The sequence below is a fragment of the Pseudomonas sp. GW460-LB5 genome (genome assembly GCF_059423245.1).
The window spans coordinates 1-20,031 of sequence record NZ_JBWKXT010000031.1 but is presented as its reverse complement, the minus strand read 5'-3'; the positions used below and the strand labels follow the sequence as shown (position 1 = coordinate 20,031).

The 20,031-nt window shown below is 57.0% G+C and carries 19 protein-coding genes and 4 pseudogenes; 11 read left to right on the top strand and 12 right to left on the bottom strand.

Annotated features, from left to right (window positions below; all coding sequences use genetic code 11):
- Window positions 1–51: 51 nt before the first annotated feature.
- From AC07XM_RS18835 to AC07XM_RS18820, 4 genes are all read right to left on the bottom strand, one after another.
- A complete protein-coding gene (locus tag AC07XM_RS18835) occupies window positions 52–1,275 on the bottom strand; it encodes an amidohydrolase family protein (RefSeq protein ID WP_102689587.1) in 1,224 nt (407 codons plus the stop codon).
- Between the two features lie 47 nt (window positions 1,276–1,322).
- Window positions 1,323–1,580, bottom strand: a complete 258-nt coding sequence (locus AC07XM_RS18830; protein WP_102689595.1) for a DUF2790 domain-containing protein — start codon at window positions 1,578–1,580, stop codon at window positions 1,323–1,325.
- Window positions 1,581–1,643: 63 nt separating this feature from the next.
- On the bottom strand, window positions 1,644–2,114 hold the full coding sequence (cynS, locus tag AC07XM_RS18825; RefSeq protein ID WP_023047166.1) for a cyanase: 471 nt from the start codon (window positions 2,112–2,114) through the stop codon (window positions 1,644–1,646).
- Window positions 2,115–2,140: 26 nt separating this feature from the next.
- On the bottom strand, window positions 2,141–2,800 hold the full coding sequence (locus AC07XM_RS18820; RefSeq protein ID WP_031311695.1) for a carbonic anhydrase: 660 nt from the start codon (window positions 2,798–2,800) through the stop codon (window positions 2,141–2,143).
- Window positions 2,801–2,912: 112 nt separating this feature from the next.
- On the opposite strand from AC07XM_RS18820, the gene cynR reads away from it, so the two are divergent.
- Both cynR and AC07XM_RS18810 read left to right on the top strand, forming a co-directional pair.
- Complete coding sequence (gene cynR / locus AC07XM_RS18815) at window positions 2,913–3,824, top strand: transcriptional regulator CynR (RefSeq protein WP_102689588.1); 912 nt, start codon at window positions 2,913–2,915, stop codon at window positions 3,822–3,824.
- Between the two features lie 47 nt (window positions 3,825–3,871).
- Window positions 3,872–4,004 (top strand): annotated as a pseudogene (locus AC07XM_RS18810) (LysE family translocator); the annotation flags it as partial.
- A 37-nt stretch (window positions 4,005–4,041) separates the two neighbouring features.
- Here the strand turns inward: AC07XM_RS18810 and AC07XM_RS18805 are convergent.
- Window positions 4,042–4,350 (bottom strand): chorismate mutase, encoded by a 309-nt coding sequence (locus AC07XM_RS18805; protein ID WP_023047163.1) that lies wholly within the window; start codon window positions 4,348–4,350, stop codon window positions 4,042–4,044.
- Window positions 4,351–4,510: 160 nt separating this feature from the next.
- On the opposite strand from AC07XM_RS18805, the pseudogene AC07XM_RS18800 reads away from it, so the two are divergent.
- Window positions 4,511–5,132, top strand: a pseudogene (locus tag AC07XM_RS18800) (tyrosine-type recombinase/integrase).
- A 200-nt stretch (window positions 5,133–5,332) separates the two neighbouring features.
- On the opposite strand, the gene dmeF reads toward AC07XM_RS18800, so the two are convergent.
- The 5 genes from dmeF to AC07XM_RS18775 form a co-directional block, all read right to left on the bottom strand.
- A complete protein-coding gene (gene dmeF, locus AC07XM_RS18795) occupies window positions 5,333–6,262 on the bottom strand; it encodes a CDF family Co(II)/Ni(II) efflux transporter DmeF (RefSeq protein WP_102689589.1) in 930 nt (309 codons plus the stop codon).
- A gap of 8 nt (window positions 6,263–6,270) precedes the next feature.
- Entirely contained in the window at window positions 6,271–6,546 is a 276-nt protein-coding gene (locus tag AC07XM_RS18790) for a metal/formaldehyde-sensitive transcriptional repressor (RefSeq protein WP_031311694.1), read from the bottom strand.
- 413 nt (window positions 6,547–6,959) lie between these two features.
- A complete protein-coding gene (locus AC07XM_RS18785; RefSeq protein WP_060518354.1) occupies window positions 6,960–9,395 on the bottom strand; it encodes a TonB-dependent siderophore receptor in 2,436 nt (811 codons plus the stop codon).
- Window positions 9,396–9,497: 102 nt separating this feature from the next.
- A complete protein-coding gene (locus AC07XM_RS18780; RefSeq protein WP_102689590.1) occupies window positions 9,498–10,451 on the bottom strand; it encodes a FecR domain-containing protein in 954 nt (317 codons plus the stop codon).
- Window positions 10,448–10,963, bottom strand: coding sequence for a sigma-70 family RNA polymerase sigma factor (locus tag AC07XM_RS18775; protein ID WP_102689591.1), 516 nt, complete (start codon window positions 10,961–10,963; stop codon window positions 10,448–10,450). Before AC07XM_RS18775 ends, AC07XM_RS18780 begins: the two co-directional genes overlap by 4 nt.
- A gap of 331 nt (window positions 10,964–11,294) precedes the next feature.
- On the opposite strand from AC07XM_RS18775, the gene AC07XM_RS18770 reads away from it, so the two are divergent.
- Together AC07XM_RS18770 and AC07XM_RS18765 are read left to right on the top strand one after the other, a co-directional pair.
- The gene (locus tag AC07XM_RS18770; protein WP_023047156.1) at window positions 11,295–11,837 is read left to right on the top strand and encodes an AAA family ATPase; all 543 of its coding nucleotides are present in this window, start codon (window positions 11,295–11,297) and stop codon (window positions 11,835–11,837) included.
- 62 nt (window positions 11,838–11,899) lie between these two features.
- Complete coding sequence (locus AC07XM_RS18765; protein ID WP_023047155.1) at window positions 11,900–12,412, top strand: GrpB family protein; 513 nt, start codon at window positions 11,900–11,902, stop codon at window positions 12,410–12,412.
- A gap of 229 nt (window positions 12,413–12,641) precedes the next feature.
- Here the strand turns inward: AC07XM_RS18765 and AC07XM_RS18760 are convergent.
- Window positions 12,642–12,812 (bottom strand): annotated as a pseudogene (locus tag AC07XM_RS18760) (FAD-dependent oxidoreductase); the annotation flags it as partial.
- 510 nt (window positions 12,813–13,322) lie between these two features.
- On the opposite strand from AC07XM_RS18760, the gene AC07XM_RS18755 reads away from it, so the two are divergent.
- The 4 genes from AC07XM_RS18755 to AC07XM_RS18740 all read left to right on the top strand — a co-directional run bounded on the left by AC07XM_RS18755 (window position 13,323) and on the right by AC07XM_RS18740 (window position 16,147).
- A complete protein-coding gene (locus AC07XM_RS18755) occupies window positions 13,323–13,865 on the top strand; it encodes a redoxin domain-containing protein (RefSeq protein ID WP_019751018.1) in 543 nt (180 codons plus the stop codon).
- Between the two features lie 11 nt (window positions 13,866–13,876).
- Window positions 13,877–14,416, top strand: a complete 540-nt coding sequence (locus tag AC07XM_RS18750; protein ID WP_070086726.1) for a DsbA family protein — start codon at window positions 13,877–13,879, stop codon at window positions 14,414–14,416.
- A 99-nt stretch (window positions 14,417–14,515) separates the two neighbouring features.
- The gene (locus tag AC07XM_RS18745; RefSeq protein ID WP_102689592.1) at window positions 14,516–15,616 is read left to right on the top strand and encodes a low temperature requirement protein A; all 1,101 of its coding nucleotides are present in this window, start codon (window positions 14,516–14,518) and stop codon (window positions 15,614–15,616) included.
- A gap of 228 nt (window positions 15,617–15,844) precedes the next feature.
- On the top strand, window positions 15,845–16,147 hold the full coding sequence (locus tag AC07XM_RS18740) for a putative quinol monooxygenase (protein ID WP_023047152.1): 303 nt from the start codon (window positions 15,845–15,847) through the stop codon (window positions 16,145–16,147).
- A gap of 415 nt (window positions 16,148–16,562) precedes the next feature.
- Here AC07XM_RS18740 and AC07XM_RS18735 read toward each other — a convergent pair whose 3' ends face one another.
- Window positions 16,563–17,546, bottom strand: a complete 984-nt coding sequence (locus tag AC07XM_RS18735) for an LLM class oxidoreductase (RefSeq protein ID WP_102689593.1) — start codon at window positions 17,544–17,546, stop codon at window positions 16,563–16,565.
- A 523-nt stretch (window positions 17,547–18,069) separates the two neighbouring features.
- Between AC07XM_RS18735 and AC07XM_RS18730 the strand changes: the two are divergent.
- Both AC07XM_RS18730 and AC07XM_RS18725 read left to right on the top strand, forming a co-directional pair.
- Window positions 18,070–18,756: pseudogene (locus AC07XM_RS18730) on the top strand (transposase); the annotation flags it as partial.
- A gap of 235 nt (window positions 18,757–18,991) precedes the next feature.
- A partial coding sequence (locus AC07XM_RS18725; protein ID WP_102690329.1) for a GAF domain-containing sensor histidine kinase occupies window positions 18,992–20,031 on the top strand: 1,040 nt, incomplete at its 3' end.

The following is a 20,031-nucleotide window of genomic DNA, read 5'->3' as shown; positions in this document are numbered from 1 at the left end:
ATGGCCTGGGAGACGCAGGGTGAGGCTGCGATAGGAATCTCCCCGATGGCCTCAAAATGCGACTGACCGACGATGCTCAGCCGTTGCCACCACCCTGCCGCGCTTGAGCACCATAAGCCGTGTCGGCAGGTCGAGAATGACATCGGCCACAGCACGGCAATCCATCATCACCAGGTCGGCATCATTGCCCACCGCCAAACCGTAGTGTTTCAAGCCCAAGGCTTTGGCAGGGTTTGTCGTGAGCATCGACAACACGGTGGCTTGATCATCCGCGCCGCCCAAGTGGCACGCGGGAATGGCCATTTGTGCAATGTGCAGCAGGTCGCCTGTGCCATACGGGGTGAAGGCGTTCCGGATGTTGTTGGTGGCCAGGCAAACCGTCACACCGCCGTCGCGCAGCGCACGTACAGGTGTCAGGGTGCGCCTTACATTGTGACTGTCACCCCGGGCTCCCAGGTGCAGGTCGGTGGCAGGCAGGCACATCACGCTGATGTCGGCCTCGCGTAGCAACGCAATGACCTGCGCCTGTCGCGCAGGCGAGACGGCGGCCAGGCTGGTCAGATGCCCCACGCAGACCCGCCCCTGGTAGCCTTCGGCAATGGTTCGACGTGCCACGTATTCAATGGTCATGTGCTCGGCGTCATCGGCGAAATCCTGGTGCAAGTCGATGTCTTTGCCATAGCGCTTGGCCAAATCAAAGACGAAATCAATGTGCTCCAGCGGTGACTCGTCGTTGTAGGGAATGCCGCCCACCACATCGGCCCCCATCTCCATTGCCTGGGTCATCATGGCCTGCATGCCAGGCAGCTTGAGAATGCCTTCTTGCGGAAAGGCTACGACCTGGATGTCGATCACCTCGCGGAACTGCTCGCGCAACTCCAGCACCACTTCGAGCCCCGTGAAGCCCTGGGCGGGGTCGAATTCGGCGTGGGCACGCACGTGCGTGGTACCGGCCTGCACCAGTGCGCGCAGTACCTGGATCGAACGTTCGCGGATATCTTCACGGGTCAGTGTGGGCTTCAGTTCGGCAGTGACGGCTATCGCTTCCTTCAAGGTGCCGGAGCGATTGGCTTTGCGCTGCATGACGTAAGCTTTTTCAAGGTGCAGGTGGCCTTCGACAAACCCGGCAACCAGCACTTTGCCGTGGCCTTGCACTTCGTGCTCTGCCGTGGTGTCGATGTGTTGCGCGATCTCGGCGATTTTGCCTGCTCGCACAGCCACATCTACCAGTGGCTGGGCATCGTCAATGCGTACACTTCGAAATATCAGGTCCATCAACTTCAGTCCTCATAGTGAGTGCTGTTGCGCTACGAAGGCCGGGCTCAATTATTCGAGCAACCATTGCCCATCACGCGGTACTCAAGCACATGCTCTTTGCCTTGGGAGTCTTCGTACGTCATGCGAGCAGGCACTACCTGGCAAACATCCGGCACTTCGCTTATGGAAATGACGCGAGCGATATCGAGGTGCTGGCCATAGCTGTACTGTTCAACCGGCAGCGGGTCGACCTGTTGCTCAACGCCGGCAGCCATGGCCACGTTGCACAGCCCGCTTAGTATCAATGCGAACAACGCTTTCAATTTGATCACCTTCAGGTTGTGGCTCGGCCGCAAAATTGCGGCCGAACTCATGTGTCAGCCAAATCAGAACGGTTTGGTGGGCAGGTATTTGCCATCCAGGGTGATTACCGCGCGCGAGCCACCCTCGGGGTCTTCGACTTTCTTGATGTCCAGCTTGAAATTGATGGCACTGATGATGCCGTCGCCGAACTTTTCATGAACAAGCGCCTTCAAGGTGGTGCCGTACACTTGCAACATCTCGTAAAAGCGGTAGATGGTGGGGTCGGTCGGGATACCGTTTTGAATGCTGCCGCGCAGTGGCACTGTCTGCAGCAGTGCGATGGCGTCCGCGTCGAGGCCGAGCTTGTCGCCCACCACCTGGGCAGCGCTCGCTGGCAGCGGGTGCTGGCCCAACAGTGCAGCGGTGACGAACGCTTCGGACAAGCCGGTGCCCTCGGTGATCTGGGAGAACGACAGGTCTTTGCGGGCTTTGGCCAGAAGGATGACTTCGCTCAGGGCAAGGCGGGCGTTCTGGTTGATTTGCGATTGGATCATGGTGTTTCTCCTTGGTTGAAAGATGTTCAGGCAACACGCTTGGGTTGATGGGAAACGGCGTGTACTTCGGGGTTGTGGGCGAGGGATACGAAGGTGCCGGTACTGCCATCGAAGGCCTCGATCAGCCCGCTTTCGATGTCGTAGATCCAGCCATGCAATGTCACGCGGCCTTCTTCCAAGGCCAGGCGCACCGAGGGGTGGGTCTGGATGTTGGCAAGCTGGGCGATCACGTTTTCGCGCACCATGGCTTCGACTTTGGCCTGCGGGCCGAAATGGTTGCGGGCTTCGTTTACCACGCGGGCCGAGTCGGCGTAGCGCAGCCAACCGGCCACTGCGGGCATGTGGTCCAGGCATTTGCAGGTGGCGATGGCCGTCATGGCACCGCAGTCGGAGTGGCCGCAGATGACGATGTCAGAAACCTGCAAGGCCGCCACGGCGTATTCGACCGAGGCCGATACACCTCCAGGCTCGGGGCCGTAGGACGGCACGATGTTGCCTGCATTGCGGATGACGAACAGGTCTCCGGGTTCGCGCTGGGTGACCAGCTCGGGCACCAGGCGGCTGTCGGAGCATGAGATGAACAGTGCACGTGGGCTTTGCTGGCTGGCCAAATCCTTGAACAGTTTGACGCGCTCGGGGTAGGCCTCTTTCTGGAACTTCAGAAACCCGTCGATGATGTCTTTCATGGTTGACTCCTTGAATGACGCGATGTGTTGAAGCAAAGGTTACGCAGCCCCTTCAATAAGGTAAAAGTCTGATTTATGATCTGGACCATCAGATAATCTTATAGGTGCGTTCATGCTTGCCCGGCACATCCAGTACTTCATCGCAGTGGCAAATCACCGCAGTTTCACGCGCGCCGCAGCGGCCTTGCATGTGTCTCAGCCGGCCTTGTCGCAGCAGGTCCGGCAGCTGGAAGAGAGTCTTGGCACACTGTTGTTCGATCGCTCTGGCCGGACCACGCGCTTGACGGATGCCGGCGAGGTTTACCTGCGTTATGCCAAGCGAGCTGCGCAGGAACTGCAGGAAGCAAAACGAGCGATTGATGACCTCGGCGATCTGAGTCGCGGGTCACTTCGGGTGGGGGTAACACCAACATTCACCAGCTACCTCGTTGGCCCGCTGGTTGAAGCGTTCTATGGGCGGTACCCGAACATCACGCTGGTGGTGCGTGAGATCGCTCAAGAGGCGATGGAAGAACTGTTGTTGGCCGACGAGGTTGATGTGGGCATTGCGTTCGACAACGGCCATCATCTGGACCTGGAGGCCCAAGCGCTACTGGTCGAAACCCTCGCGCTGGTGGTCGGCAAGCATCATCCTCTAGCCACGACGGGCAGTATTGGCCTGGAGGCGTTGAACTCAGAATCGTTGATACTCTTGAGCGCCGAATTCGCCACGCGTGAGCAGATCGACAGCTACTGCCGCCAACACAACATTCGCCCTCACGTACAAGTGGAAGCCAATACCATCAGTGCGCTTATCGAAGTGGTCAGCAGGACCACGCTCTCGACCTTGTTGCCGGCCACCATCGCCCAGGCTCACGAGCAGCTGGTCGCTATCGAGCTAGACCGGCAGCGCCTGCAACGCACTGCTGTTCTGATGCAACGAAAAGGGGTTTACCAAACGGCTGCAGCCAGGGCCTTTGTCGAATTGGCGATGAAAGTGGCCAAGCAACTTGAGTCGCCAGGCCGCTCCGTTCAGCGGATGTAAAAGGGTGCCGTTGGCCGCTATCGACCCTTGAAAAGGCTGAAAAATAATCCGGCATGGCGTCAGGCGCGGGCATTCTGTTCCACGTCGCAGCCGCTTCGTTAGGGTTGCGCCTTCTGATGCAAACCGCGGTGGCCGCTTTCTCGGTGATCAAGCTCTGCCGGCTATCTGCTCTGGCTCGGGGAAAGCGGCGGAGCTTCGAATGAGCCCCGCGTTGTCATCAAGAAACTGAAGGATCGTTGGCCAGCTTCGCATGGGTGGCCAGTTCTTCAGTGATGAAGGCCGAAATCATTGCCCGGTAGACCTGCTCTACGACCTCAGCCGAGGCACCATTCTCGGCAGCCATTTCACGAACCTTTCTTATCACTTGCTCGACCCGAGCAGGCGCACGCACATCATCGGTGGTTTTCTTGAAGGCAGCCGCTTGGGTCACAAGCCGGCCCCGTTTGGCGAGAAGCGAAACAAGGTTGCGGTCGATTTCATCGATCCCTTGGCGGACTTCGTCCAGAGAGGTGCAACGTACGTCCATGTGCCTGACTTCCTTTTCATGAGCCTACGTTTGGTTAGGGCAGGCAGTTGCTGGTGGTTTGGGGCTGTATTGTAGCCTCTGGTGAATGTCCGCAACGGGCCGGTTAGCGCCTCTGGATTGGGTTGACCATCCTTGTCCTACCTCACATGGAGGACAAGCCATGAACGCCATTACGACCAGCAACCATCAGCCTTGGAACAAAGCAAAATTGGTCGGGCAGAAAGCTCCGCTCCGACTGAAAGATATCTGGGCCATTCGGGTAAGGCTCCAAATCGCGGAGGAAACTCGTGATTTAGCCCTTTTCGATCTGGCCATCGATAGCCAAGCTACGAGCCTGCGATCTGACCAAGCTTCGCGTACGCGACGTTGCTCATGGGGAGCACGTGTCATCGCGGGCGATAGTGATTCAGCAGAAAACCCAACGTCCCGTACAGTTTGAAATTACAGAGCAAACGCGGCTGGCCCTACAGGCCTGGATACATCAAGCCCAACTCCACAGCGAGGATTGTCTTTTCCCAAGCCGGCTACACGCCTCAGCGCATCTCTCCAACCGGCAGTACGCCCGAATCGTCAAAGCGTGGATAAAGTCTATTGGGCTAGATCCTGCTATGTACGGCACCCACACGATGAGACGTACAAAGGCATCGCTGATCTATTGCAGGACAAAGAACCTGAGAGCAGTTCAGCTCCTGCTCGGCCATACAAAGCTTGAAAGCACGGTGCGATACCTGGGCATTGAAGTCGATGACGCATTGGAGATGGCAGAGCAGACGGAGGTCTGACAGCGTCCAGCGACGGTCGAGGAATGACCGTCGCGATTCGACCCATATCTGCCGCTCACGGACGGTCACGTCCGGCCCGGGAAGTATCTATCCGTGAGCTTTCTTAACCACTTCAAGCTTACATGCGCCCTTTGCACGGCAGCCATTTTTCAGGCCGCGATTGTCAGTAATCTTAGTTGCGCGAGAGTAAATCAGGCGATTTACCGGCTGCCATCTGATAGTCGAAACTCTACTGTGAGGTGACTGACTTCGTGAACAGGTTTGAGCCGCTCACGAATGCTGTCGGCGTTCGCAGTGGCGTCGCCAAGGACGCTGACGATGGCAGCATGGGCTTGTGGCCCAACCCGCCAGACGTGCAGGTCCGTAATGGAGGCATCTCCCGGCTTCTCAACCAGTTCGCGAATTTCCTCGGCAACGTGCATATCTGTCTGGTCCAGCAGTACCCCAGCTGTAATCCCCATCAAGCTCCAGGCCCAACGTGCGATGACAATGGCGCCTACGATGCCCATGGCCGGGTCCAGCCACACCCAGCCGAGATATCGCCCGGCGAGCAGTGCAATTATGGCCAGCACCGAAGTGAGTGCGTCAGCGATGACATGGACGTAGGCCGACTTCAGGTTGTTGTCATGGCCGTGATGGGCATGGCCGTGATCATCATGATCGTGCCCATGACTGTGCCCGTGACCCAGCAACAGCGCACTGACGAGGTTGACGACCAGGCCGACAACTGCGATGAGCGTAGCAGTACCGAACTGAACATCTGTTGGCTGCAAGAGGCGCATGACAGACTCAACTCCGATGCCCAGGGCGACCAGGCCGAGAATCAGTGCCGAGGCGAACCCGCCCAGGTCACCAACCTTGCCGGTGCCGAAACTGTAGCGCTGGCTGGATGCATGACGTCTTGCGTATCTGTAAGCGACTGCGGCGATGCCCAGCGCCCCGGCGTGGGTTGCCATGTGAAAGCCGTCGGCGAGCAACGCCATCGAGCCTGTGAGATAGCCGGCGGTGATCTCGCCAATCATCATCACAACAGTCAGGGCCACAACCCAAAGCGTACGCTTGGCATTTTCGTCGTGGGCCGAGCCAAGGAACATGTGGTCGTGTGTGTGGTTGATGTTGATGCTGTTCATGGACGTGTTCACTTGGAGTAGCGTCGGATGGCTTCCAGTAGCTCTTCGACACCCTTGCTACGCTCTTCTTCGCTGAGTGCTGGGTTAGCGACATGCTCCCGTGCATGGTCCTCGATGATTTCCTCCATCAAGCCATTGATGGCTCCGCGAGTAGCGGCAACAAGGTGAAGTGTTTTGGCGCAATCGTGGTCTGATTCCAATGCCCGTTCAACGGCTTGGATTTGCCCGGCGATGCGTTTTACGCGCTTGAGAAGATCGTCTTTGTTTGCTGCGATATGACCCATGGGATACCCCCTATACCTATCTACGCCTATGATAGGCATACCCCCTATACCTATGCAAGGTCGTTGCCCGAAACCCCAGGCAGGTAAAGTCAGATAAGAGCTAGAGGGAACGGGTATCTGTTTGTACCGACAGCTGTTCTCCGCAAAGGGCAGCTTCGGGTCGATAGCAGTCTGCGATCGGCTGACTTCAACCCTGAGCGGGCACCATCTGCATCGGGGCCGCTTCGCGCCCCATCGCCGACAAGCCCGGCTCCCACTGGTACAGTGCTGGCCTGAAAGCTGGTGACACCCCTGCGAAAGCCAGAGGCCAGCACAGTACTTCCAGGTCACCGACGCCGTCAGGTTGCTCGGGGCGCTGTAACTGGCAGGCGTGAACCAGGCATGCCAGTCGTGCATCTATTGTCGCGTCTATTTCAGAAGCTGTACCGGGCAGTGACAGTGAAGTTACGCAGATCACCATAGACGTCGTACGGGCTCCAGGTGTTGTTGCTGGCGATTCCCTGGTAGTACTTCTTGTCAAACACGTTGTTCACGTTCAACCGCGTGTCGAGCTTCTCGCTAACCTTGTAGCCCACCATCAACCCGTATACCGCGTAAGCACCTTGGTCGATGTGATAATTGCCGAACGCATTGGAACCTTTGTTGAAGATGCTGCTCTGGGCATAGACGTTGCCGCCGACACGCCATTTGTGCAACTCGCCCGGCAAGGTGTAGGTGGTGCTGAGCTTGAACAGGTGTTCGGGCAGGTCGGTGTCGAACTTCGTGCCCTCTTTGGTTTTGTCGGCGTCCTTGCGGTATTGGGTCTGCGAGTAGGTGTAGCCAGCGCCCACCTGCCAGTTCGGGGTCAATGCCCCCATCAACTCCAGGTCGATACCCTGGGTACGCACCTTGCCGGAGGCTTCGTAGCAGGTAAAGTTGGTGCAACCGGCCTGGTCGGTAGTTTCCGCCGCGCGATTTTCCTGATCGATCTGGAAGACAGCCACGCTGGCATTGAGCGCGCCGTCGAAGTACTCACCCTTGATACCTATTTCGTAGTTCTTGCCTTCGATCGGGCGGATGATCGAGGCATCTCGGGCCAGTTCCGACTGGGGCATGAAGATATCGGTGTAGCTTGCGTAGACCGAGTGATGGTCATCGAGGTCGTAGATCACGCCGGCGTAACGGGTAACGTTACGGGTTACCTTGTAGTCGGCATTGGTGTAGTAGCCATCATTGATCTCGCTGTACACCGACTGGTTGTCATACCAGTCCAAACGCGCGCCAACGATCAGCTTGAGCGGGTCGGCCAGGTTGATCCGGGTGGTGGCATAAACCCCTTCCTGCTCGACGTGCTCGCTGAGGGTGTAGATGTCGGCCACAGAAGGCTTGCTCACACCACTTGGGTTGACGCTGAACAGATCGTCGACCGGCAGGAACACGGTACCGCCGTGGGCGCTGGTCTTGACTTCACGCTTGCTGGCACCGACCACCAGCTCATGCTGGCGCTCGAGCAACTTGAACGGGCCACTGGCGTACACATCGTAGGTGGACTGGTCATAGTCACGCCGCTGGTTGAACACCCGCTGGCGGAGAACTTCTGCAGCCGGCGTGCCGGTGCGCTCGAACACCGCCCCTTGCATGGCAAAGTCCGACCAGCTCTTGGAAGCGGCCAGGTGCAGGCGCCAGTCGTTGCCAAAGCGGTGGTCGAGCTCGGCGAAAGCCGTGGTGTTGTCGATGTCCTGATAGCTCCAGTCGTAACCAACGTTAGTGGAGCGGGAGTAACCGACGTGGCTGCCATCACGGTTGACCGGCAGGCCACCCCAGTTGATGTTGTTATTGTCGTTCTGGTTGGAGGCACCCAGGCTCAGGGTGGTGCTGTCGGTCAGGTCGAACTCGGTGATGCCATAGAACAGGCCACGCTCGCGACCCGCGTAGTCCTGGTAGCTGTCCTTGTCGTGGTAGGCGCCCACGAAACGCCCGCGCACGCTGGCGCTGTCACTGAGCGGGCCACTGAGGTCCAGCTCGCCGCGGTAGTTGTCCCAACTGCCGGCGGAACCTGTGACGCTGCCCTGGAACTGCTGGGTGGGCCGTTTGCGCACCATGTTGATCGCCGCCGACGGGTTGCCTGCACCCTGCATCATGCCCGTGGCACCGCGCACGATTTCGACCCGGTCATACGGGGCCATATCGGCTGCGGCGACCCAGTCGGCGTTGTAGGTTGTCGGCAAGCCGTCGAACATCAGGTTGGTGACGGGAAAGCCACGCGAGAAATACTCGCTGTTGGCTGGGCGTGCTGCCGACATCCGCAGGCCGGGGGTGGCCTGCACCACGTCATCGAGGCTGCGCATGGCCTGGTCGTCCATCCGTTGCCGGGTGATGACCGTTACCGACTGCGGCGTTTCGCGTATGGACAAAGGCAGCTTGGTGGCGCTCTGCATGGCGCTGGAGGTGTATGAACCAGTGCCTTCGGTGGTACTGCCAAGAGCCTGCCCGGTGATGCTGGTGGCCCCCAGCACCACCGCGCCATCGCCACCGTCAACCAGCAAATAGATGCCGTTGGCCTGGCGCACTGCCTGCAGGTTGCTACCAGCAAGCAGCGTGGCAAAACCGCCCGCGACGCTGTAGCTGCCCCTGAGCCCAGCGGAGCGGCGGCCCTCGGTACTGGCACCGTCGAACGACAGTGTAACGCCCGCGGCGCTGGCGAATTGACCCAAGGTTTCGGTCAGCGAACCCGGTGCAATATCGTAGCTGCGGGTTTGCTCCTGGGCCGCCGATGCGGCAACGGCATTGCCCCCTGCCATGTACATTGCGCCCAAAGCCAGGTGTACGGCCAATGCCAATGCTGGATGCGACTGTCGCGTGTTGCTCATGTTTCCCTCCCCAGGAACATTCGATTGAACATGTGGGAGGAAAAGCCGAACGAGCTGCCAGCAAAGTGCAAGGTGGCGAACATTTTTTTCCGCGTGCGGCGGTCAGCTGCCTGGCAACACGGTCACCCAGTAACGCGTGCGCCGATGCACCTTGAGCGGGAATGCACTTTCCAGCGCGGTCAGCGCCAGGTCGGTGTCGGCGATCGGGAACGCGCCGGAGATCTTCATGCGCGCTACGCCAGGGTCGCAGCTCAACAAGCCGGGCCGGTAGCGCGACAAATCCGCCAACAGCTCAACCAGCGGGGTGTCGATGGCCACGACGCTGCCTTGCGCCCAGGCAGCGACGCTGGCGTCATTGGCACGCAGCGGGCCAATGCCCTGGGCGTTGAACGTTGCGCGCTGGCCGGCTACCAGGCGCATTTCGTAAAACCTGCCGACAGAAACCTCGACAGCTTTCTCCAGCACGGCCACTTCGCTGCGGTGGTCGTCGACACTGACCTGAAACTGCGTGCCTAGGGCGAACACACGGCCATCGCGGGTGTCGACCATGAACGGCCGGGCAGCGTGATCGCGTGCAGTGGTGATCAGCACCTGGCCGCGCCGCAACAGCAAACGCCGTTGCTGGCCATCGAAAAACGCGTCCACTGCCGTGTCGGTGTCCATCAGCATCCGACTGCCATCGGCGAGTTGCACCGTGCGCTGATCACCGACACCCGTACGATAGTCGGCGGCCCAGACCTGCCGGGTTTCGCTGCGCCAGCCGACACCACCGAGCACACCACCACCCAACAGCACGGCCAGCCCATACAATACCTGGCGGCGGGCCTGCCCTGCGCCGAGCAAGGTCGAAGCGGCGAGGCGCCCAGGCAAGCCGGCAAAGCGGTCGCTGACCGCCAGCATCCTCTGCCACGCCTCACGGTGCAGCGGGTCGCTGTCGTACCAGCCCTGCCAGCGCGCTTGCTCCTCTGTGCTGGCCGACTGGGTGGACAACTGCGCATACCAGCGTGCCGCCTCGCGAACGGCCTGGCGCTGGGCGGCGCTTGGCGCGCTGCTCACTGGTCGTGCTCCCACTGCATCAGGCAGACATGCTCCATGGCCTTGGCCATGTGGTTGTTCACCGTGCGCAACGAGATGCCCAGGCGCTGGGCGATCTGCGCATAGGGCAGGCCCTCGAGTTGCGCCAGCACGAACACCTCGCGCACCTTGGCGCCGAGGCCGGCGAGCATGCGGTCGAGCTCGATCAGGGTTTGGAACATCATCACCTGGGCTTCGGAGCTGGGCACGTGGGTCTCAGGCGAAGCGGCCAGTGCTTCGAGGTAAGCCTGCTCCAACGAGCGACGGCGATACAGGTCGATCATCAAGCCTTTGGCCACCTTCGACAGGTAGTGCCGGGGGGCGCGGATCTCATCGGCGGTACGCGCCTTGAGTACCTTGAGGAACGTATCCTGCACCAGGTCCGCAGCATCGCAGTGGTTGCCCATACGCTTGCGCAACCAGCCGAGCAGCCAAGGGCTGTGTTCGACGTAGAGCGTGCCGACGGAGGCAGAAACAGACGAGTCGGCCGAGATGGAGGCTATCTCAAATAGGAATTGCTCTTATTATTGTTTGTGAGCGTGAGGACTGGCAATACCTGTGGCTGCGGGTTTACCCGCAAAGCAGGCGGTGCGGTGGATGGCACCGGCTGTGCAGGTGTTCGCGGCTGAACCCGCTCCCACAAAGTGGGCTGCCCCCAAGAAAGAGCAGACGGGGCTCTGAAGCGTATGGCGACCGGCGCTTCCTTGCAGATGAGGGCGCGTCATTCAACCTGTCAGCTGACCAGGGCGGTGCAGTTGACCGCATCGCCCATTGCCGTAGAATCGCGCGCCCCAATTTCAACAAGCATGGCGAGAGGGAGCTTCAATGCAACGGGTGATGATCATTGGTCAGCCGGGTTCTGGGAAAAGTACCCTGGCGCGCAAGCTGGGCGAGCGCACGGGCTTGCCGGTCGTGCATATCGACACGATTCATTGGCAGCCAGGCTGGGTGGAGCGGAGCCGGGACGAGAAGACGCGTCTATGCCACGAGGTCGAGGCTCGTGAGCGCTGGATCTTCGAAGGCGGCCATTCGGCCACATGGAGCAACCGCCTGGCCCGCGCTGACATGGTGATATGGATCGATCGCTCGGCGCCGCTTCGATTCTGGCGCGTGCTCCTCAGAACGATGCTGAACCGCGGTCGGTCCCGGCCAGACTTGCCGGATGACTGCCCGGAACTGCTGGCCACCCTGCCGGAGTTTTTCAGGTTCATGTGGCGGACGAAAACCTCGTCTCGCAAGGCAATGAAGCGATTCGTGGCGACGGTGCCGTCGGGGTGTCGCGTGGTCTGCCTGCGGTCCAATCGGGAGACCGAGATTTTTCTCGCAAGCATGGGCACGCAGCCTGATGGGGTTGTGCAAGGTCATTAGATGGCGGCGGGCGCCTGCCGAAACGGCGCATTAGAACGTTCTTACCTGCCCAAGGATGGCCCATGGCGCTGACCAGCAAGATCACGACCCACAACCCCGCATGGCCGCAACGGTACGAAGCGGACAAACTGCTGCTCGCCTTGGCATTCGGCGATGAGCTTGTCGCCATGCACCATGTAGGCAGCACAGCTGTCCCGCAACTTGCAGCCAAGCCTGAAATCGATGTGCTGATCGAGGTTTCGGAGCATCGCAATGAGGCAGCGCGGGACGAGGTTCTGCTGACGCTGGGGTATGTACGCGGCAGTGACCTGTCGCAAGGGCACCATTTCTACCGCCGCAATGTTGGCGAGGTGCGAACCCACAAGATCCACATTTGCAGGTGTGGCCATCAATCAGTCATCCAGATGCTGACGTTCAGAGATCTGCTCAGGAACGACAGCTTACTTCGGCAGCGATATCAAGACCTAAAGATTGAGCTGGAAGCCACCAATACCGGCGGTATGGCTGAGTATCTGGAAAAGAAGGGGCCGTTCATTATCGCGGCGTTGCTTGAGGGGGATAACAGGCGACGGTGATGGTCCGCTAGGGGGCGGCAGCTGCCGGTCGCGCACGACCGCTTTCGACCCATAGCTGCCCTTGGCGGAGGGCAGCTAACGGCCAAAAGCGGTCAGTGACAATATTCGCAAAGTCTGCCGCTCAGCTTCCCGAAGACCGATCTCGACTATTCGTTAGGTACAGCACCATCGCTGCGCGAGCCGCATCTTTGACTGCTGCTCCGCGCAGTGCTGCAATGGGGTCACGTTATCCGTATAGGATGTTGCTCCATGCGAGTGAATCTCCAAACACTCCCGACGCGATACCTTCAGCCTCAACCAAGGTGATATTCGCGCCTTTATCAGCCAGGTGTTACGCCAGCGAAGCGCCCACGATGCCGGCACTAATGACAACGACTCGTTTGTCCAGAGCATTTCCCATATCAACCTTCACTCTGTAGACCTGAAGGCGGTTTCAGTGTCTGCCTCTGGTCGATTTCTGCTTGTCGTAAGGGGTAGCAGTTGTCGTCCAGAAAGCAGATGTAAATTTGTCTGAAGTGGCGAAATAGCTGCCAAAATCATCGTGTTAAAACGCCGCCTGAAATGGCAGCAAGATAAGCGCGTGAGTGTTGTTGGCACTGGAGGGTAGCGAAAAATCGTTCAGCTACTACGGTAAGCGTCATCAACGACTATAGTCATTGGTGAGCCAGAGCGAATCTGACCATTCCCCTGCCAACCTGGCCTAATCCAATTCCGCGATTACACGGCGGATCTTCTTGTGTTCCTTGATGCGGAACGTGAACGTTTCGCTGCCGAAATCACTCAGGCTCAGGCTGAGATCGAGGCAGCGTTGTCTTTTTTTGAACCCCTTGATGGTGGATGGAGTTATCCCACCGGGCACGTCGCATCCCACTGAGCACGTCCCAACCACCCATCTATCAAGGTTCAAGCAATGAATACTTTAGAGTTCGATGATGCACAAAAAACCAATGGCGACCTGGTTCAGGGGCCGCTGCCGGCCGGCACTGTCGCGCCCGACTTCACTCTTCACGCAACCCCTGATCAACAGTTGTCGCTGCGTGAGCTAAAGGGAAATCCCGTGATATTGGCGTTTTATCCCGCTGACTGGACTTCGGTGTGCGGTGACCAACTGACTTTGTACAACCAGTTGCTACCCACATTCAGAGAATACGGTGCGGCGCTACTGGGTATCTCGGTTGACAGCGCCTGGTGTCATCAGGCCTTTGCCAAAGATCGGAATTTTCACTTCAGCCTGCTGGCCGATTTCGAGCCCAAAGGGGCTGTGGCACGACAGTATGGAGCGTACCAGTCCCAGCTCGGGGTTTGTAAGCGTGCGCTGTTCGTGATTGACAAGGACGGGGTGGTTGCCTGGAGCTACGTCTCCCCGATGGCAATCAACCCTGGTGCGGACGGTATTCTGGATGCGCTGGATGCTTTGGCGAATTCGCCACAAAGCACGCCAACCAAAAATTAACAGGTGATTAGATGGCCACTCTCAAAGTCCCGGTAAGTGCCAACGACCATCGCCAGGGAAGTGCGCATGCCAAGGTCACCTTGGTCGAATTTGGCGACTATGAATGTCCCTATTGCGGTGAAGCTTATTGGATGGTCAAGAATCTGCAACAGCATTTTCGCGATGACTTGCTGTTTGTGTTCCGTAACTTCCCTCTGACCACCGCTCACCCCCATGCATTGGGTGCAGCGGTCACCGCTGAGTATGCCGGGAGTCGAGGATTCTTCTGGGAGGCCCACGACGAATTGTACGAAAATCAGGATCGATTGGGCCTGCCGCTGTATCGCGCCATCGTTCTCAAACACGGCCTTTCCAGGGAGGAATTCGATCTTGCAATGCAAGAGGATACTTACATTCCCAAAATACAAGCCGATTTCAATGGCGGTGTACGCAGCGGCGTGAATGGCACCCCAGCGTTTTACATTGACGGGCTTCGCTATGACGGAGTTCCAGAGTTCATCGGGATGAGTCAGATGATTGAGCTTTTGTTAGTGCGTGGACGAAATCGCTAGAGAGCCAAATCGGCTTGGCATCACCCACATCGGAGCCGAGGAAAAACCAACGTTAGCTTCCTTTTTACATTAAAGAGGTGGGCACGGAGCCGGCAACTAATGAAATCTTTGAAGTATTATGAAGAAAATCGACACGCCACATGGTTGGAGTTGTTTTTTGACCTGACTTTCGTTGTTACGATAGGCCAAGTTACGCACACTCTCGGACATGTTCATGATGGGCACTTTGAACATAAGCAATTATGGACATTCTTACTGCTTTTTGTGCCGCTGTGGTGGATCTGGTCCAGTCACACGATTTACTCCAACAGGTTCGATACAGACAGCAATCTTCACCGTTTGGCAACATTATTCATAATGCTCCTGCTCATTGTGCTATCGGCACGGATCGGGGAAGACTTGGAAGTGAACTACTCGCTCATTATTGCCTGCTATTTTGGTATACGTGCAATCATCAGTGTTATGTATATTTCATCCATTAGTAAACTCGATTCTCGCGGCGAACTTTCCTCAAGGCTTGGCTTCGCCCTATTAGTTAGCGCAGTTATTAGCCTTTCATCCGTTATTTTTGACCCGCCCTTGCGTTACCTTGTTGCTTATATTGGGATTATTCTTGATATTCTGTTTCCTGTATTTTTCTGGACTAAACTAAAACCGTTGCCAGCACACACAGAGCACTTGGTTGAGCGCATAGGCCTACTCACCCTAATCTTATTGGGGGAGTCAATTATTAGCCTTTCCGGAGGCTTATCTAACATTCAATGGGGTTATTATAATGTGATGGCAGCCATCACCGGATTTATCATGATTTGCAGTATCTGGTGGATCTATTTTGATAGTTTTTACTTGCTGAACAAACATCAAAGCAGTATGAGTGGACACGCCTTAATCTACTCGCACCTTTTTCTTTTTATGGGGCTGGCACTTCTGGCAAATTTGATTAGGCATGCGATCCTGAACGACATTGCGATACGCGATTTCCAGATTATGTCGATCACCGGCATGGCCTTGTTTTTCCTAGGTAAGCAATATGGCTATTTCATAGCCGTGAGTAGAATAAGGAAATACATCCTACAAAACACGTTGATAGTGTTTTCTTTGGGCGGGTTAGTCGTGTTTTTACCCCGCGTCGAGTACATATTGGTCGGCCTGACAGCAACCATGATCTCTTATGTTTTTCTAAATTTCAGATATCGTTGAATCATCATTATCAGACCAGAGGGTGGGACCAAGTGAGCAAGTGGCTGACTTGCGGTTACATGCTGCCCACTACGTCGTTCTCACTGCTCGTGCGCTACTCGCCGCTACCCTTGGTCTATTTGGGTTTGTAATCCTGGTATCGTCGACCATAGTTAAGAGTCTCGGATGCCCCTCTTAGCTATCGCGATCTGATAGCGCCAGCCGCATCGTAACAACAGGAGCCACATCATGGTCAAAGTAGCGTTGTTCGTTCGCCTAGAAGCAAAACCCGGGAAAGAAAAGGATGTAGAGAGCTTTCTTTTGGGTGGCCTTCCGTTAGTGGAGGAGGAGCCAGCCACTACAGCCTGGTTTGGAATCCGCTTGGGGCCGTCCACCTTTGGCATCTTTGACGCATTCCCGGATGAAGCGGGCCGGCAGGCTCATCTTTCGGGCAAGGTCGCGGCGGCGCTTATGGCAAACGCTGCCGAGCTATTTGCCGAACCGCCATCAATCGAGAAGGTTGACGTCCTTGCGGCCAAGCTACCCGGCTAAGCAAACCCAATAGGAAGCTCCAGTCAGTACTGGGAGGCCCACGATGTATTTTGTGAAAATCAGGATAGCTTGGGCCTGCTGCTGTTCCGGGCGGTGATCAATCAAAACACTTGTATTGAAGATAAATGTCATGGCTAAAGTGCCGTGTCCAGGGTTCATGCCATGCTTGCGCGCTCGGTATAAGTGAAAGGATACGCGCGCAAATCGTGTCCAGGGACGGCGTGGAAGCCGCACAGAATCTGCAAGGCAACGTGCTCATCACGGGTTTAGGCTGGGTAGGGTAGATTGTTTGCCGGGCACCGGTCGCTCATGGCGCGAAGATCTCCATCATTGATATAGAACCGGAGGTCATCCGCGCCGTGACACCTTATGGTTTCGTCAAGTGAGCATTCGTCGGCGTAGCAGTGACCGATGTTCAATGAGCTGCATGACGCGGCTGCACTCCGAACTGCGCAACGATGTGCGTACCCAATTCCTCAATAACTTCCACCGCAGGGCGCTTGCCGTATTTGAGATTGAGAATGACGTGGTCCACGCCGATTTCCTCAAGCGACTCCAGCAAAAAACGTAGATGGTAACGTCCAAGTCTGAACCCCAAATGGATACGTGTGGGTGGCGTTGACGGATTCTCATCGAGATCGATGTACAGCGACTGAGTAAAGGGCTTATACACAGAACCACATTGTTTCGTGACCTCCAGTCGCCAATCTTCCACGACCAGCCGCTGCATGTTCGGAATGCGTGGATAGTTGATCCATCCGTTGCTCTCACGCGCGATCCAAACCAGTGACTGGCGACTGTTGCCGGTCACGAGCATTGGAATGAATTGGGTGGTCGGTTTCGGAATCAGGTCTGCGCCTTGCATTTCACCAGTGCTCCAGTGGATGGGCTCAAAACTGGTGCTGTGGGCGCGGCGAATCACTTCGTAGTGTTCTCGAAAGATCTCTCCACGCCTTTCTGGATCGACGCCAAACGCCGAAAACTCCACTGGCCGATCTCCCGAAGCAACCCCCAGAATCAAGCGACCAGTGCTCAACTGATCTACGCTGGCAGACGCCTTGGCCGTGTGCAGGGGATGGTGCAGCGGGATGGCGATGGAGGCGGTGCCAAGTGCAATCTCCGAGGTATGGGCGGCCATATAACCCAGGTAAACCCAGGGGTCGAAGACTTGGCCGACATCGCCGAAGCCAGGGTCGCGAAGCGGCACGTCGCGAAACCAGAGCGCGCAGAAGCCCAGCGCCTCGGCTTGTTTAGCCAGTGTGACCTGGCTGAGCATGCTCGGAGTGTCCCCGTCGAACGCCTCCATGGGAAAGAATAATCCAAGGCTCAAATGCCCCTGAGTGAAGGTTCGGCTGAACCCTCGATGCTTCTGGTAAGGAATCGTGCTCGGCCGATACATACGGATTGACCTCATGGCAGAACGTGAACAGCGCCCCCGTTTCCAGAGGTGCTGCGGCATCGGTCGCTTTTGAACGGCGGTGGGGGGGCTGGGTCTGGCTTTTACCCGTTGCGCCGTACTGCTGGTCGTGTGGACCGGACTCAGGGGGCAGTTGCTGGCGATAGGCGCGGGTTGGTCCGGGTGGGTGTTAAGCGGACGGTCAAAGGAAGTCAGATCTCTCGGTTCTATACCACCAGATGGGCAAGGCGTTCGAGGAATCATTCTATAAGCGTAGGCGGTTTTGCAGCTCTCCGCCATATTCTTACAATCGAGCCGCTGGCGGGCGAAAGTCGCGTATCGAAGGCCGTTATCGGTCGTTTCCTGCCATTCCAGAACGGCCGCTATTGGCCGGTAGCTGCCTTTCGCGGAGGGCAGCTATGGGTCGATAGCTGCCGTCCGCGTGTGGCAGCTTACGACCCCGGCTGTGTGAAAACGCCTGCAATTGTCCAACCTTTTGATCGTCGAGATCGTGGCGGGGACGATCATGAAGCGATTCACTGAAGGTGAGTCTCGGACACAAGTTACGTTGCTGCCGGAGTGCCTGGACGACTACATCACCAAAAAACACCCAGTTCGGGTAGTCGACGTTTTTGTCGATGAACTCGACCTTGGAGCACGCGGGTTCGAGGGTGTCGATCCTGCGGCAACGGGTCGTCCGGCCTACCATCCAGCAGTCCTGCTGAAAATCTGCATCTATGGCTACCTCAACCGGATTCAGTCCAGCCGCCGGCTTGAGCGCGAAGCAGAGCGCAATGTCGAGCTGATGTGGTTAACGGGCCGGTTGGTTCCTGAATCCAAAACGATTACCGGCTTTCGCCGAGACAACGGCAAAGCCATTCGCAGCGTCTGCCGGCAATTCGTAGTGCTTTGCCGCAACCTCAATCTGTTATCCCAGTCGATCATTGCCATCGACGGCAGCAAATTCAAAGCCGTAAATAACCGCGACCGCAACTTTACCCAGGGCAAGATCAAGGCGCGCATGCAGCAGATCGAGCAGAGCATTGACCGCTCTCTTGCGGCGATGGGTTCGGCGGATCGGGCAGCGCTCGAGGTCGCCGGGGCAAAGGCTGAACGGCTGAGCGAAAAAATAGAAAAACTGAAACAGCAGATGACGAAGCTCAAGGACATTGAAGCCGAGGCTATTACAGTCGAAGCCGTGCAGATCCGATTGGAGCACAACCCAGGAAAGATGAAGGTTCGCCGGCAGACGGTGGAGCATCCCTTCGGAACGCTCAAATGACCTGACTTGACCAACGCCTTCCCCATAACTGGAACTGCCCGTCAGCCACCTGTATTGATCGAAACCACATGCCCGATTGACGGCCGCATACCCTGCACGGGTTCGTTGTCAAACGCTGGAGCATACGCTTTAATGCCAATTTACCATTTAAACAATCGGCGACTTGATGCCTTATCCGTCTGACCTTTCACATGACATCAGTACGATTGCCAAGGTCGAGGCCGTCCCGCTTATTCTCAATATGGTTAAGCATGTCACCGGCATGCGCTTTGCGGCAATTGCGCGTGTCACCGAGACGAAATGGGTGGCTTGCGCCGTCGATGATTCTATTGATTTTGGGCTCATGCCGGGCGGCGAGTTGGTGCTGGAAACGACGATTTGCCACGAAATTCGTCAGCACCACAAACCCGTCATATTCAAGCATGCCAGTGAGCACCCGGTGTATTCAGCCCACCACACCCCTAGGACATACGGCTTAGAAAGCTATGTCTCCATACCTATCATCAGGACAAACGGGGATTTTTTCGGAACGCTCTGTGCTATTGATGAGGTTCCAGCACGTTTTGATGAAGATGCGGTGTGCAAAACACTAACGCTTTTCGCCCAGTTGATAGCTGTTCAACTCGACGTTTTGGCGGACCTTGAGGCCAAAACGATTGAACTGGCCAATGCAGCCGAGACCGGCATTGTCCGTGAGCAGTTCATTGCCGTACTGGGGCATGACCTCCGTTCGCCACTGAGCGCTATCAGAATGAGCGCTGATCTACTGGAGGCCAAGCTTCCCGCCGGTCGCGAGCAGCAGCTTGCCATTGCAATACGACAAAGCTCGCAGCGGATGAATCACTTGATTGAGGATGTCCTGGATTTTTCTCGAGCAAAGTTGGGGGGAGGCATTCCGGTCAAACGGACTTTAGTGGATAACCTGGGTGACGTTTTTACTGCCGTCATCAATGAAATCATGATGAGTCATCCCAACGTCACAATCCGTCAAGAGGTGGTCATTTCACCTGGGGTGTTCTGTGATGCTGGGAGAATGGGGCAATTGCTTTCAAACCTGTTGGGCAATGCCGTTGCTCATGGGGCGCGTGATTGTCCGATAGACGTGAGCGCAAGCATGCAAGAAAATCATATAGTGCTGTCAGTGATGAACCATGGCCCAGAAATCCCCGACGTTTTGTTACCGCTACTGTTTCAGCCGTTCAAAAG

Coding starts and splice junctions, on each gene's coding strand:
- AC07XM_RS18835 (WP_102689587.1), bottom strand. CDS start 1,275: ATGGACCTGATATTTCGAAGTGTACGCATTGACGATGCCCAGCCACTG.
- cynS (WP_023047166.1), bottom strand. CDS start 2,114: ATGATCCAATCGCAAATCAACCAGAACGCCCGCCTTGCCCTGAGCGAA.
- AC07XM_RS18820 (WP_031311695.1), bottom strand. CDS start 2,800: ATGAAAGACATCATCGACGGGTTTCTGAAGTTCCAGAAAGAGGCCTAC.
- cynR (WP_102689588.1), top strand. CDS start 2,913: ATGCTTGCCCGGCACATCCAGTACTTCATCGCAGTGGCAAATCACCGC.
- AC07XM_RS18805 (WP_023047163.1), bottom strand. CDS start 4,350: ATGGACGTACGTTGCACCTCTCTGGACGAAGTCCGCCAAGGGATCGAT.
- dmeF (WP_102689589.1), bottom strand. CDS start 6,262: ATGAACAGCATCAACATCAACCACACACACGACCACATGTTCCTTGGC.
- AC07XM_RS18790 (WP_031311694.1), bottom strand. CDS start 6,546: ATGGGTCATATCGCAGCAAACAAAGACGATCTTCTCAAGCGCGTAAAA.
- AC07XM_RS18785 (WP_060518354.1), bottom strand. CDS start 9,395: ATGAGCAACACGCGACAGTCGCATCCAGCATTGGCATTGGCCGTACAC.
- AC07XM_RS18770 (WP_023047156.1), top strand. CDS start 11,295: ATGCAACGGGTGATGATCATTGGTCAGCCGGGTTCTGGGAAAAGTACC.
- AC07XM_RS18765 (WP_023047155.1), top strand. CDS start 11,900: ATGGCGCTGACCAGCAAGATCACGACCCACAACCCCGCATGGCCGCAA.
- AC07XM_RS18755 (WP_019751018.1), top strand. CDS start 13,323: ATGAATACTTTAGAGTTCGATGATGCACAAAAAACCAATGGCGACCTG.
- AC07XM_RS18750 (WP_070086726.1), top strand. CDS start 13,877: ATGGCCACTCTCAAAGTCCCGGTAAGTGCCAACGACCATCGCCAGGGA.
- AC07XM_RS18745 (WP_102689592.1), top strand. CDS start 14,516: ATGAAATCTTTGAAGTATTATGAAGAAAATCGACACGCCACATGGTTG.
- AC07XM_RS18740 (WP_023047152.1), top strand. CDS start 15,845: ATGGTCAAAGTAGCGTTGTTCGTTCGCCTAGAAGCAAAACCCGGGAAA.
- AC07XM_RS18735 (WP_102689593.1), bottom strand. CDS start 17,546: ATGTATCGGCCGAGCACGATTCCTTACCAGAAGCATCGAGGGTTCAGC.